The 12,813-nt window shown below is 69.2% G+C and carries 12 protein-coding genes and 1 pseudogene; 10 read left to right on the top strand and 3 right to left on the bottom strand.

Annotated features, from left to right (window positions below):
- Positions 1–964 precede the first annotated feature (964 nt).
- Positions 965–1,546 carry an NADAR family protein gene (locus AB0F91_RS24260; RefSeq protein WP_360600728.1) on the top strand — a complete coding sequence of 194 codons (582 nt, stop codon included), beginning with the start codon at positions 965–967 and terminating at the stop codon, positions 1,544–1,546.
- A 46-nt stretch (positions 1,547–1,592) separates the two neighbouring features.
- Here the strand turns inward: AB0F91_RS24260 and AB0F91_RS24265 are convergent, their stop codons facing one another.
- Positions 1,593–2,030 carry a hypothetical protein gene (locus tag AB0F91_RS24265; RefSeq protein WP_360600730.1) on the bottom strand — a complete coding sequence of 146 codons (438 nt, stop codon included), beginning with the start codon at positions 2,028–2,030 and terminating at the stop codon, positions 1,593–1,595.
- A gap of 158 nt (positions 2,031–2,188) precedes the next feature.
- Positions 2,189–2,362 (bottom strand): annotated as a pseudogene (locus AB0F91_RS24270) (Gfo/Idh/MocA family oxidoreductase); the annotation flags it as partial.
- 77 nt (positions 2,363–2,439) lie between these two features.
- Between AB0F91_RS24270 and AB0F91_RS24275 the strand changes: the two are divergent.
- From AB0F91_RS24275 to AB0F91_RS24290, 4 genes are read left to right on the top strand one after another with little or no spacing between them, the layout of a single operon-like run.
- Positions 2,440–3,402 (top strand): ABC transporter substrate-binding protein, encoded by a 963-nt coding sequence (locus AB0F91_RS24275; protein ID WP_360600732.1) that lies wholly within the window; start codon positions 2,440–2,442, stop codon positions 3,400–3,402.
- Positions 3,389–4,282 carry an amino acid ABC transporter permease gene (locus tag AB0F91_RS24280; RefSeq protein ID WP_360600734.1) on the top strand — a complete coding sequence of 298 codons (894 nt, stop codon included), beginning with the start codon at positions 3,389–3,391 and terminating at the stop codon, positions 4,280–4,282. Before AB0F91_RS24275 ends, AB0F91_RS24280 begins: the two co-directional genes overlap by 14 nt.
- Positions 4,275–5,042, top strand: coding sequence for an amino acid ABC transporter ATP-binding protein (locus AB0F91_RS24285; protein WP_360600736.1), 768 nt, complete (start codon positions 4,275–4,277; stop codon positions 5,040–5,042). The genes AB0F91_RS24280 and AB0F91_RS24285 overlap by 8 nt, the downstream gene beginning before the upstream one ends.
- Entirely contained in the window at positions 5,039–6,763 is a 1,725-nt protein-coding gene (locus tag AB0F91_RS24290; protein ID WP_360600738.1) for an aminotransferase class V-fold PLP-dependent enzyme, read from the top strand. The genes AB0F91_RS24285 and AB0F91_RS24290 overlap by 4 nt, the downstream gene beginning before the upstream one ends.
- 43 nt (positions 6,764–6,806) lie before the next feature.
- On the opposite strand, the gene AB0F91_RS24295 is transcribed toward AB0F91_RS24290, so the two are convergent.
- Positions 6,807–7,976, bottom strand: coding sequence for a macrolide family glycosyltransferase (locus tag AB0F91_RS24295; RefSeq protein ID WP_360600740.1), 1,170 nt, complete (start codon positions 7,974–7,976; stop codon positions 6,807–6,809).
- A 293-nt stretch (positions 7,977–8,269) separates the two neighbouring features.
- Between AB0F91_RS24295 and AB0F91_RS24300 the strand changes: the two genes are divergently transcribed.
- The 5 genes from AB0F91_RS24300 (at position 8,270) to AB0F91_RS24320 (ending at position 12,812) form a co-directional block, all read left to right on the top strand.
- A complete protein-coding gene (locus AB0F91_RS24300; RefSeq protein WP_360600742.1) occupies positions 8,270–9,832 on the top strand; it encodes an alpha/beta hydrolase in 1,563 nt (520 codons plus the stop codon).
- Positions 9,833–10,027: 195 nt separating this feature from the next.
- Positions 10,028–10,951 (top strand): ABC transporter ATP-binding protein, encoded by a 924-nt coding sequence (locus AB0F91_RS24305; RefSeq protein ID WP_360600744.1) that lies wholly within the window; start codon positions 10,028–10,030, stop codon positions 10,949–10,951.
- Positions 10,948–11,682 carry an ABC transporter permease gene (locus AB0F91_RS24310; protein WP_360600746.1) on the top strand — a complete coding sequence of 245 codons (735 nt, stop codon included), beginning with the start codon at positions 10,948–10,950 and terminating at the stop codon, positions 11,680–11,682. Before AB0F91_RS24305 ends, AB0F91_RS24310 begins: the two co-directional genes overlap by 4 nt.
- A 183-nt stretch (positions 11,683–11,865) precedes the next feature.
- Positions 11,866–12,498, top strand: coding sequence for a hypothetical protein (locus AB0F91_RS24315; protein ID WP_360601061.1), 633 nt, complete (start codon positions 11,866–11,868; stop codon positions 12,496–12,498).
- Positions 12,495–12,812, top strand: coding sequence for a transcriptional regulator (locus AB0F91_RS24320; protein WP_360600748.1), 318 nt, complete (start codon positions 12,495–12,497; stop codon positions 12,810–12,812). Before AB0F91_RS24315 ends, AB0F91_RS24320 begins: the two co-directional genes overlap by 4 nt.
- Position 12,813 lies beyond the last annotated feature (1 nt).

Consider the following 12,813-nt stretch of genomic DNA (forward strand, 5'->3'; position numbering starts at 1 on the left):
CTCCTACACCCCCCCTCCCCCCGCCCCCCCCTTTTATTTCACTTTCTCTGTGGTTGTTTATTTTTTTATATTTAATATTTCATTATCTAACACACCCCCACCACCGTAGAACGATAGAAAAATCGGGGTGGTGATATGTACATTTCTTTTCCGCCGTAGGCGATCTTTTCTTCTTCGATGCCGAAGAGTTTCGCCTGCGGCGAAAGAGTAGAACGCTCAACGAGAGCTCCCCGAAGCCGACAATTATGGCTACGGTTCGGGGCTGATTGTCAAGGCGGGAAAGAGTACCTTGACAATCAGCCCCGAACCGCGCTGAGGCTTCTTGCCGGGGAGCCGGGAGGGGAAGGGGAGGGGTGAGAGGTCTCCCGCGGTTGGGAGGGCTCGTTGCGTTTTGTGGTGGGCGAAAGGTGTCGCTTGTGTGGTGGGGAACCAGGGTGAGTCCGGAGGGGGCTGTGTTTCGGAGGCCCTGTTGTGTTTCGTTTGGGGTGGGTCGGCTTGAGGCGAGGGATGGGCGGCGTTGTCTGTGGGGGTGGGCCGTTTCGCGTGGCAAGGGTGGGTCGGTCTGGGGTGTGGATGGGTGGCGTTGTGTTGCGGTGGTGGGCCGTTTCGTGCGGCATGGCCAGGTCGGCTTGAGGCGAGGGATGGGCGGCGTTGTTTGTGGGGGTGAGCCGTTTCGCGCGGCAAGGGTGGGCCGAGGTGCGGGATGGGTGGCGTTGCGTTGCGGCGATGGGCCATTTCGCACGGCATGGCCAGGTCGAGTTGCGTTGTCGGGATGAGGACGCCTCGTGCGGTAGGGGGTGGGTCGCGCCAGCGAACTCCCCACCGGCAACCCCACCCGAATCCCACTCAGCGATAAGCCCCGATCCTCCAACTGGCCGCCCCGTTGCGCCGAAACACCCGGCCTCAACCCGTCAACCTGCGGAAACTTTGGGCGAAATTCCCCGATGTCGTTCACACTGTCCGTATGGGACCACTGCCGCGGACGTTCGATGAGCTCTGTCGTGCCTTGGACCGGGGGCGGCGGTTCAAGTACCTCTCGTTCTGGGGGCACCGGCCGGAGCCGGGTGGGCGGATCGGGGCGGGGTGTCTGAGCCAGTGGTGGCCGGCGGGGTTCGAGGTGGACGGCCGCCTGTTCGCCACCGCGGAGCACTACATGATGTGGCGGAAGGCGACGCTGTTCGGGGACGAGGTCGTGGCGGAGCGGATTCGGGCGGCGCGGCATCCGGGGGCGGCGAAGGCACTCGGCCGTGAAGTGAGGGGCTTCGACGACGAAGTGTGGAACGCAAACCGGTTCGACATCGTCGTGGCAGGGAACGCGGCGAAGTTCGGGCAGAACGCCGGGCTGGCCGAGTTCCTGGCGAACACCGGGGCGCGCGTGCTCGTCGAGGCGAGCCCGGTGGATCGGGTGTGGGGGATCGGGCTGGCGCCGGAGGACAAGCGCGTGGACGAGCCCCGCGCGTGGCGGGGGCTCAACCTGCTGGGGTTCGCGTTGATGAAGGTGCGTCAGGACGTGGGGACGCGCGGGCGCAAGCCGGCGGCTTCGTAGATCGCGTCGACGACGGTCATGGTTTCGATGGCGTCGGCAGGGCACGTCAAAGCCGGCACATCGCGAAGCACCGCGTCGGCGAAGGCTTCCAATTGATACGCGTACGACGGCCGGTGGGAAAAGCGTTCCACTGAGCGGGACCGCCGCGGCGAAGGGACAAGCGGTGCCAGGACCGCGGTGAGTGCGGGTTGATCGCGCGCAGCTCGCCGCGGCTGCAGACCACGCGGGCGCTGATGCGCAGGACGCCCGACGACCAAAGTGAGGCGCGCACCCGGCCCGTCGCGCCGGACGGGAAGCGCGAAGACGCCGTCATGGCGCGGTCGATCTCCGGGGACCGCAGCTTGGAACGGGCATCGGCCACCGCCGGGATCGCGCCGCCCAGAACCCGGGCCACGTGGACGGCGTAACAGCCCGTGTCCATGGTCGCGCCGCCCGCCAGGGACGGGTTGTAGCGGATGTCCTTGAAGCGCGGCAGCGGAAGCACACCGCGGTCTCGATGTGCTGCACCTCGCCCGCCTCGCCGGACGCCAGCAGTTCCTCCATGCGCCGGGTGAACGGGTGGTAGTGGTAGTGGAAGGCCTCCATCACCACGCCGGCCGCTTCGGCCGCGTCGGCCACCAGGCGGGCCTCGGAAGCGTTGGCGGTGAAAGGTTTTTCGCACGGCACGTGCTTGCCGGCGGCCGTTGCGGCGAGGGTCCAGCGGCCGTGGAGGCCGTTGGGCGTCGGGTTGCAGACGGCGTCGATCGACGGGCGGCAAGCAGCTCTTCGTAGCTCCCGTGCACCTCGGGACTCCGATACGCAGACCCGGTGGACCAGCGAACTTCAACTGCCTGTTGACCCCTTCAACAACGAGTTGTACCGTTCCGCCCATCACGACGCCCTGGAGGTCCCCGATGCCGTCGCCGTCCCGTACCCGCGCCTGGCAGGCCGTCCTGCTGACCGGTGCGCTCGCCCTCGTCACCGCGGCCTGCGGCGGTGGCCCCGACGGCGCCGGCGGCAAGCAGCAGCCGGCCGGCGGGGGAGCCTCGCCCATTCCGGACAACGGCGCGCTGATCGCCGCCGTGAAGCCGGACGCGCAGCTCGCCGCCGCCCTGCCGCCCGCCGTCACGCAAGCCAAGACGCTGCACCTCGCGTCGAACATCCAGTCGGCGCCCAACAACTTCTACTCGAGCGACGGCAAGACCCCGATCGGCTACGAGGTGGACCTGGCGAAGGCGATCGGCGCCAAGCTGGGCGTGACGGTGTCGTACCAGGACATGGCGTTCGGCTCGCTGATCACGAGCCTGCAGTCGGGTCGGGTGGAGCTGACCATGGCCGCGATGAACGACACGAAGGAACGCCAGCAGCAGATCGACTTCGTCGACTACTTCTCCTCCGGCATCACGATCATGGTCCGCAAGGGCAACCCCGACGGCATCACCGGGCCGGACACCTTGTGCGGCAAGAACGTCGCCGTGGTGCAGGGCACGAGCCACCAGAAGTTCGCCGCCGCGCAGAGTGTGAAGTGCACGCAGGCGGGCAAGCCGGCGATCACCGTCACGGCCACCGACTCCGACACGCAGAACCAGAACCAGCTGCGCACCGGCCGCGTCGCCGCGATCCTCAACGACCTGCCCAGCGCCGTCTACATCTCGCGCACCGCGGGCGACGGCAAGTTCTTCGAAGTCGTGCCGGGCGCGCCGATCGAGGGCGGGCCGTACGGCATCGGCTTCGCCAAGACCAACACGAAGCTGCGTGACGCCGTGAAGCAGGCGCTGACGGAGCTCATCGCCGACGGCACGTACGGCAAGATCCTGCAGGCCTGGGGCGTGGAGCAGGGCGCGGTCAAGGAGGCGGCCGTCAATGGCGGGAGCTGAGCCGCTGCCGATCGTCCGGCTGAAACACTGGGGTCGCTGGGTAAGCGCGGCGGTCATCGTCGTCCTGCTCGTGCTGCTGGGGTTCGCGCTCGCGCAAGCCCAGATCGAGTGGGACTCGGTGCCCGACTTCGTGTTCTACCGCGTGATGGCCGTCGGGCTGCTCAACACGGTGGTGCTCGCGGTGATCTCGCAGGCCGTGGCCATCGTGCTCGGCATCCTGATCGCCCTGTTGCGCCGCAGCGCCAACCCGGTGGCGAAGTGGTTCGCGGCCGCGTACATCTGGCTCTTCCGCGGGCTTCCGGTGCTGCTGCAGATCCTCATCTGGTACAACCTCGCGCTGATCTTCCCGACGATCTCGATCCCGCTGCCCTTCGGCGGTTACCTCGTCCACGAGCAGACGAACGTGCTGATCAGCGCGTTCACCGCGGCTCTGCTCGGCTTGGCGTTGAACGAGAGTGCGTACATGGCCGAGATCGTGCGCGCGGGGCTGACCAGTGTGGACGTCGGGCAGACCGAGGCCGCGAAGTCCATCGGCATGACGCCGGGCGCCACGCTGCGGCGCGTGGTGCTGCCGCAGGCCATGCGTGTGATCATCCCGCCGACCGGCAACGACTTCATCAACATGCTCAAGGGCACGTCGATGGCGTCGGTGATCGGCGTGACCGAGCTGATCCACGCGGCCAACAACATCTCGTCCAACAACCTGCTGGTCATGGAAACGCTCATCGCGGCCGCGATCTGGTACATGGTCGTGGTGACCGTGGCCGGCGTCGGGCAGCACTACCTGGAACGTTCGTTCGGCGCGGCCGATCGCGGGCCCGCGGCGAGGGTGGGGAAGGCGTTGCGGGGGATGCCGCTGGTGAGGAGTGCCCGTGTCTGAACCATTGCTGCGCGCGGTCGGTGTGCGCAAGAGCTACGGGAGCACCGAGGTGCTCAAGGGCATCGACCTGGAGGTGCACCGGGGGCAGGTGGTGTGCTTGCTCGGGCCGTCGGGGGCGGGCAAGAGCACTTTTCTCAGGTGCCTCAACCACCTCGAGACCATCGACGCCGGGCAGGTCTGGGTCGACGGCCAGCCGATCGGCTTCAAGCTGCGCGGTGGGAAGCTGTATGAGCTGCGCGAAAAGGACGTCGCTCGCCAGCGCCGTGACATCGGTATGGTGTTCCAGCGGTTCAACCTGTTCGGGCACCGGACCGTATTGGAGAACGTCGTCGAGGGGCCCGTGCGCGTGCTCGGGACGAACGCGGACCAAGCGCGCGCCGAGGCACTCGAACTGCTGGACCGCGTGGGGCTGGCCCACCGCGCGGACGCGTACCCGGCGCAGCTTTCCGGTGGGCAGCAGCAGCGCGTGGCGATCGCGCGGTCGCTGGCGATGAAACCGAAGCTGATGCTGTTCGACGAGCCGACGTCGGCGCTCGACCCGGAGCTGGTGGGGGAGGTGCTGGCGGTGATGGGTACGTTGGCGCGGGAGGGGATGACGATGGTGGTCGTGACGCACGAGATGGCCTTCGCCGCCGAGGCGGCCGACGAGGTGGTGTTCCTCGCCGACGGCGCGGTGGTCGAGACGGGGCCGCCCGAGACCGTGCTGAAGAACCCGGAGCACGAGCGCACCCGCCAGTTCCTCGCGCGGGTCCTCTCGTGACGCGGATCTCACCCCGGTACCTGCTGCAGTTCGACGAGCCCGCCGGCTACCTCGACTTCGCGCGGTTCGGGCCGCCCTCGCACGCGGTGCTCGACACCACGGCGAACCTGCTGGAAGCGGCGACGAAGGCCGGTCCGTCCACTGTGGACGAACTGATGCGCCAGGAGACGCGCGCGAAGGCGGCCGCGGCGCGGCTGTGCGGGAGCGACACCGACCACACCGTGCTGCTGCCGCACACGAGCCTGGGGTTGTTCCAGGCGGCGTTCAACTCCCGCGGTGAGGTGCTGGTCTCGGCGGGGGAGTTCCCGGCGAACACGTATCCGTGGGCTCGTGCTTCTCAGGCCGGGCGCGTGCGGCTGCGGCGGCTGCCGGCCGGATATGTGACTGCCTCCCGGGTCGCCGAGGCTTTGACGCCCGAAACGACGGTGGTGTCGGTGAGCGCTGTCGACTTCCGCACCGGCTACGGCGCCGACCTCGCCGCGTTGCGCGAGGTGGCCGGCGACCGGCTGCTGGTCGTCGACGGAATCCAGGGCTTCGGTGTGATCGAGGCGCCGTGGGAGGTCGCGGACGTGCTCGTGGTCGGCGGCCAGAAGTGGCTGCGGGCCGGCTGGGGCACGGGCTTCGCGGTGCTGTCCGACCGTGCGCTGGAGCGCATGGACCCGATCCTGTCCGGCTGGACGGGCGCGCGCGACCCCGGCCTGTTCGACGACGAGATCCACCCCGCCGACACGACCGCCGCCGGCTGGTCGATCTCGAACCTCAGCCCCATCACGTCCGGTGCCTTCGCGGCGGCTCTGGAGCTGGTGGAGGAGGCGGGGGTCGGGGCGATCGCCGGCCGGATCGGCGAACGCGTGGCCGCCTTGGAGGAAGTGCTGCTGTCGCTGGGCGCGTCGATCGTGTCCGCTGTGGACCGTCGGGCCGGAATCCTGGCGTTCGAGCTGCCCGGCCACCCGGCGGAACAGGTGGGTGCGGCTCTGTCGGCGGCCGGCATCGCGGCGACGGTGCGTCCGGAACACGTCCGCCTCTCGCCGCACGCGTCGACGCCGGTTTCCGCGGCCGAGGCCGTCCGGTCCGCTTTGGACGGCCTGCTGCGCCCGCGTACTTCGGTGGCTTTTCCGTCGGTGGTTTCGGGCGGTGCGACGCACGCGTTGCTCACCGCCCTGATCCCCGCCGTCGATGGCCTGGCCGCCATGCTGGGCCCCGGCAACGAGGTTCTGCTCCACGACCTGTCCCGCCTGCCCGACTCCATCGTCGCCATCGCGGGCGACGTCACCGGCCGCACCGTCGGCGGGCCCATGACGGACCTCCTGCTCGGCCTCGTCCGCCGCGGCACCACGCAGGACCTCACCAACTACCGCACCCACGGCCCGGACGGCCGCGCGATCCGCTCGTCCACCCTCTTCCTCCGCGACGCCGACGGCGTGGCGGTCGGCTGCCTGTGTGTGAACAGCGAAACGTCACCTTCCTCGGACGCGGCTGCCTCGCGGCCCGAGTCGTTCCCGCCCGACGTCGACAGCCTGCAACGCTTCCTGGTAGAGCGCGCCATCGGCAAGGCGGGCATCCCCGTGGACCTGATGAAGAAGCGCCACAAGGCCGCCGTCGTGCGCGAGCTCGACGAGGCGGGGTTCTTCCTCATCAAGGACGCGGTGGACCACCTGGCCACGCATCTGGACGTGACGCGGTACACGATCTACAACTATTTGAATGAGATCAGAGCCTGAGTGACGTGGGGTCCCGGCGGAGACCGGGAACCCCACCGGCCCGTTACTTCAAGAACGCCTCCACCGCATCGGCCGCCGCCGGAATACCTCCGTGGGCGCGGATTTCCGTGGACAACGACGACAGCCGCGCGGCCATCTCGGCGGAGCCGGCGACCTCGTCCACCGCCGCACGCAGTGAAGCGGCGGTCACCGACGAAGCAGGGAGGTGGCGGCCCACCCCCAGCGTCTCCAGTTGCGCCGCGTTGCCGAACTGGTCGGCGGCCTGCGGGATGGCCACCGTGGGTACGCCGTACCACAGCGCTTCGGTGCAGCTGCCCATCCCGGCGTGGGTGATGAACGCCGCGGCCGCCGACAGCACCGCCAGCTGCGGGACGCGGGAGTGCACCTCGAACGACGGCGGCAGCGGGCCCAGGTCCGACGCGGACACGAACGAGCCGATCGACATCACGACGTGCCAAGGTGAGTCGGCAAAAGCCTCCAGGCAGGCCCGGTACACCGGCAGCTGATCGGTGAAGGCCGTCCCGAACGACACCAGCAGCACCGGTTTACCCGACGACGGCGGCGTCCACGACTCCGCCAGCCTGTCCGGCGACAGGCACGGTCCGACGAACTGGACGTGCGAGCCGACCCGGGAGGCGTTGGGCTGCATCGCCCGCGGAATGAGCGACAGCACCCGCGGCGGGTGGGACAGCCAGGTCCACGCCTCCTCGGTCTCCCCGTTTTCGCGCAGCCACGCGGTCATCGTGCGGGCGTAGTCCACACCGGACGGTGAGGTCTTGATCGGGCCCATGGCCTCGGCCATGTCATCGTCGTAGCCCTCCCAAGCCACCAACGTCGGCGACAGCTGCACGGCGGGCACCCCGTACCGGGCGCCGAGCAGGGGCGCACCGAGCCCGCCGATGTCGTACAAGACCAGGTCGGGGCGGTCGTCGTCGAACGTCGACAACAGCCGCGGGTGCACGGCGATCGCCTCGTCCAGGAAGACGCGCATGGCGTCGGCCGGGTCGTCGGGCCAGACGCCGGCCTCGCCGAGGGGCAGCGAGGTCGGGTGGGTGACGACGCGGGCGCCCGTCGGGGCGACCAGCGACTCGAGGGGTGAGCCCACCACGTAGCCCACCTGGTGTCCGCGCCGCACGAGTTCGGCGATGACGCCCAGGGACGGGTAGATGTGGCTCGGCGCGGTGGTGCCGACCATCGCGATGTGTCCGCGCATGAAAGACGCAGGTCCTTTCCGTCGAAGAGGGAGGACCCGGCGCGCAAGGGAGACGGCCGCGAACGCGCGGCCGTGAAGAGTCACGCCGGGGCTAGAGCTGCCGCAAGCGCTGGAAGATCGTCATGGCGGCCACCGTAACGGCGACCCGGCACGGGGACCAACCGAATTTCCGCCATCCACCTTTCGTAGGGACTATCGGGCAGAGCGCCACGATGAACCGGCCGGGCGCCGCCATGACGACTAACGTCTGGCGGACCCGACAGACGAGAACCCCGACAGAGAAGGAAACTCCCGTGAGACGTGCTGTCTTCGCGGCAGTCGCCGTCGCGACGCTGGCCTCGCTGGTCACCGCGCCCGTCGCGTCAGCGGCGCCGGCCACCGCCCCCGCCGCCTACACCCCGCCGCCCGTGGCGTGGGGGCAGTGCGACAACGCCGGCCTCCAGGCGGCCGGCGCCCAGTGCGGTTTCGTGACCGTGCCCCTGGACTACAGCAACCCGGGCGGCCAGAAGGCGCAGCTCGCCGTCAGCCGCATCAAGCACAAGACGCCGGACTCGCAGTACCAGGGCGTCATGCTCACCAATCCCGGTGGCCCCGGCGGCTCGGGCCTGACGCTTTCGCGCGTCGGCGCCAACGTGCCCAACCACGCGGGTGACGCGTACGACTGGATCGGCTTCGACCCGCGCGGTGTCGGCTCCAGCAAGCCCGCGCTCTCCTGCGACAACAACTACACGAGCTTCGACCGGCCCTCGTACGTGCCGCTCACGCCGAGCCTCGAGAAGGCGTGGCTCAACCGCGCCAAGGGCTACGCCGAGGACTGTGCCAAGAAGAACCCGAAGGCGCTGCTCGACAACCTGAAGACCACCGACTCGGTGCGCGACATGGACTCCATCCGCGCCGCCCTGGGTGCCGATCAGATCAACTTCTACGGCTACTCCTACGGCACCTACCTCGGCCAGGTCTACGGCACGATGTTCCCGCAGCGCGTGCGCCGCATGGTGCTCGACTCGACGGTGGACCCGCGCAACGTCTGGTACCAGGCGAACCTGAACCAGGACGTGGCCTTCGACCGCAACATCAACATCTGGTTCGGCTGGCTCGCCAAGTACGACAGCACCTACCACCTGGGCAAGACGCAGGCCTCGGTGAAGGCGACCGTCGACCGTGAGCTGATCAAGCTCTCGCGCAAGCCCGCGGGCGGGCAGATCGGGCCCGACGAGCTGACCGACGTGATCCAGCAGGCCAGCTACTACCAGCTGACCTGGCTCGACGTGGCCGACGCGCTGTCGGCGATCGTGACCAAGGGCGACCCGTCGGGTGTCAAGGCGCTCTACGAGTCCGACAGCGACAACGGTTACGCCGTGTACCTCGGCGTGCAGTGCACCGACGTGCAGTGGCCGACGAACTGGAACCAGTGGCGCCTCGACAACTGGCAGACCTTCCTCAAGGCGCCGTACTTCACCTGGCAGAACGCCTGGTTCAACGCGCCCTGCGTCTACTGGCCCGCGAAGGCGAGCAAGCCCGTGCAGGTCGACGGCAAGGGTGTGCAGAGCGTGCTGATGATCGACGAGACGCTCGACGCGGCCACGCCGTACGAGGGCAGCCTCGAGGTCCGCAGCCGCTTCCCGGGTGCGTCGCTGATCGCGGAGCCGGGTGGTACGAGCCACGCCATCACGCCGCGCGGCAACGCGTGCGTGGACACCAAGATCGCGGACTACCTCGCGACCGGCGCCCTGCCGGCCCGCAAGCCGGGCCGCACCGCCGACGTCGAGTGCGCGCCGCTGCCGCAGCCGCAACCGGCCCCGTCGGCGTCTTCGCAGGCGAAGGCCGACGCGCTGCCGCTGCTGGGTCACCTCTGACCAGCTGAAACACTGGTCGAAGCGCCGGGTGGGGCACAGTCCCACCCGGCGCTTCGTCGTTTCCGGAGGCCGCCCGAGGACCTGTTGGGGACCTTGATCACCCAAGTTCGCGGCTCGTAGCACTTTTCATCGCAGCGAGGTTTGTGTTACAAAGTTGCCCAGCAGGTTTGCAACACAAAGTAGATGGGGGACGGAATGAGTGAAGCGTTCAGTCTGAGAGGCCTGACGAAACGATTCGGGCCGGTGCACGCCGTCGAGGAGCTGACCCTCGAGGTCAGCCGCGGCGAGGTCGTGGCGCTGCTCGGCCCCAACGGCGCCGGCAAGTCGACCACCATCGACATGCTGCTCGGGCTCACCCGGCCCGACGAGGGTGAGGTGCGCGTGTTCGGCGGCGCCGCGCGGGCCGCCGTTGACGCCGGGCGGATGGCCGCGATGGTGCAGAACGGCTTCCTGTTGCGCGACACCACGCCGGCCGAGCTCGTCGGGCTGATGCGCTCGATGTACCGCGAGCCCCTGCCGGCCGCGGAGGTCTTCGAACGCGCCGGCATCACGGACTTCGCGAACCGCCGCTGCGGCAAGCTTTCCGGTGGCCAGCTGCAGCGCGTGCGCTACGCGCTGGCCCTGGCCGGCGATCCCGAGCTGCTGGTGCTCGACGAGCCGACCGCCGCGATGGACGTGGACGGCCGGCGCTCGTTCTGGGCCTCGATGCACGAGTTCAGCGCAGGCGGCCGCACGGTGCTGTTCGCGACGCACTACCTGGCCGAGGCTGAGGACTACGCCGACCGCGTGGTGCTCGTGCGCCACGGCCGCGTGGTCGCCGACGGCACGGTCGCAGAGGTCCGCGCCGCAGTCTCCGGCCGAGTGCTGCGGGCCGTGGTGCCGGGCGTGAACGAGGCTGAGCTGGCCGCGCTCGCCGGCGTCACCACCGCGCGCCTCCAGGGCGGCCGCTCCGAGCTGGCGTGCGCCGACTCCGACCTCGCGATCCGCGCGCTGCTCACCACGTTCCCGGACGCGCGCGACATCGAGATCACCGCCATCGGCCTCGAAGAAGCGTTCCTCGCGCTGACCGCCGACAACGACGCCGAGACCACCGACCAGCCGGAAGGAGCACTCCGATGAACTCCGTGTACCTGCGCCTGGAGATCCTGCGCATCGTGCGCGCCCCGCAGTTCGCGCTGTTCACGATCGTCGTGCCGCTGGCCATGTTCCTGCTCTTCGGCGGCCTGTTCGGCGACTACGTCGGCCCGGACGGGCTCAAGGCGAGCACCACCACGATGATCAACATGGGCGCGTACGGCGCCTTGAGCGGCGCGTTGTTCACCGGCACACGGGTGGCCACCGAACGCACCGACGGCTGGCAACGGCAGCTGCGCCTCACGCCGATGCGCGCGCCGGACTACCTGTTCGTGAAGCTCGCCTCAGCGATGGCGATGGCCCTGCCCGTGGTGCTGGTGATCTTCGTGGCCGGCGCCCTGCGCGGGGTCGACCTGACGGCGACGCAGTGGGTGCTGACCGCGCTGGCACTGTGGCTCGGCGCCCTGCCGTTCGCGGTGCTGGGCCTGATGCTCGGGCTGTTCGGCAAGGGCGACACGGTGGGCGCGATGACCGGTGCGCTGATGCTGCCGCTCGGGATCTTCGGCGGGTTGTGGATGCCGCTGTCGATCATGCCGGCCTGGATGAGCACGATCGCCCACTTCGTCCCGACGTACTGGCTCGGCCGCGTCGGCACGATGCCGGTGGGCGGGGCGAGTGGGCTCGGTCTCGCCGTGGGGGTGCTGGCGGCCTGGCTGGTGGTGCCTGCGCTGGTGGTCGTGCGCCGGTTCCGGCTGGACACGGCGAAGGTCAGTTAGGTGACAGCTGTTACCGATCGGACCGGAAGTAGGCGGGCACGGAACCGGACGTTACCGTGTGTGGCAACCCTTCCGCCGTGACTGTGGTCGGATTGGTAACCAGCAGCACAGTAGCTTCCGTGCTGTCTGCGGGGTCGGCACGGTGGAGGGCGAATCAAGGTGGATGACGACGAAGAGCAGCCGATGTCGGCAGCCGAGTCGCTGAACCTCATCGCCCGGCAGAACGAGCGGACGCGCCGGGAGCTGGGGGCCGGCCCGGCGCGTCTGCTCGGCGTCTGGGCCTTCACGTGGCTGATCGGCTGGGGACTGGTGTACCTGGCCGACGACAGCCACGCGCGGCCGCTGATGCCCGGGTGGACCGCGGGCATCGTGGTCGCGGTGCTGTTCGTGGTGGCGATCGCGTACTCCGCTTATCACGGCGGCCGCATCAGCCGCGGCATCCGCGGCCCTTCGCGCCGCACCGGCGCGATGTACGGCTGGAGCTGGATGATCTCGTTCGCCGCGCTGACGCTGATCAACCTCCGCGTGATGAAGGCGGGTGAGCTCGACCCGCACACGATCTCCCTGCTGTGGTCGGGCACCTCGCTGTTGCTGACCGGCGTGCTGTACCTCGCGGGCGGGATGCTGTGGCAGGACCGGCTGCAATACGGCTTCGGCGCGTGGATCGTCGTCTGCGGCGGCGCGAGCGTGCTCGTGGGCGTCCCTGGCAACTTCCTCGTGCTGTCCCTGGCCGGCGGCGGCGGGTTCCTCGTGGCATCGCTCGTGTACTTCGTCCGGGAACGGCGCTCCGGTCCGACGCGAGTGGCCGACCGGTGACGGAGGCGAGCCTGCCGGAGCTCGACCCGGTGATCCACGCCCAGGCCAGGCTGCGCGTCACCGTCGCGCTCGCCGGGCTGCACCACGGCGACCAGATCACCTTCCCGAGGTTGCAGCAGCTGCTCGACATGACGGCCGGCAACCTCTCCACGCACCTGCGCAAGCTCGAGGACGCCGAGTACGTGGAGATCACCAAGGCCTACGAGCACCGCACGCCCGTCACGCTGGTGAAGCTGACCGCCAAGGGCCGCGCGGCCTTCGAGTCCTACACGACGGCGTTGCACCGGCTGCTGGACGCCACCGGCGGGAACTGAC

This window comes from Amycolatopsis sp. NPDC023774, assembly GCF_040639695.1.
GTDB lineage: Bacteria > Actinomycetota > Actinomycetes > Mycobacteriales > Pseudonocardiaceae > Amycolatopsis.

Bases quoted from the DNA above. Each gene is read 5' to 3' on its own strand.
- AB0F91_RS24275 (WP_360600732.1), top strand. From the start codon at position 2,440: ATGCCGTCGCCGTCCCGTACCCGCGCCTGGCAGGCCGTCCTGCTGACC.
- AB0F91_RS24280 (WP_360600734.1), top strand. From the start codon at position 3,389: ATGGCGGGAGCTGAGCCGCTGCCGATCGTCCGGCTGAAACACTGGGGT.
- AB0F91_RS24315 (WP_360601061.1), top strand. From the start codon at position 11,866: ATGTCGGCAGCCGAGTCGCTGAACCTCATCGCCCGGCAGAACGAGCGG.
- AB0F91_RS24295 (WP_360600740.1), bottom strand. From the start codon at position 7,976: ATGCGCGGACACATCGCGATGGTCGGCACCACCGCGCCGAGCCACATC.
- AB0F91_RS24260 (WP_360600728.1), top strand. From the start codon at position 965: ATGGGACCACTGCCGCGGACGTTCGATGAGCTCTGTCGTGCCTTGGAC.
- AB0F91_RS24305 (WP_360600744.1), top strand. From the start codon at position 10,028: ATGAGTGAAGCGTTCAGTCTGAGAGGCCTGACGAAACGATTCGGGCCG.
- AB0F91_RS24310 (WP_360600746.1), top strand. From the start codon at position 10,948: ATGAACTCCGTGTACCTGCGCCTGGAGATCCTGCGCATCGTGCGCGCC.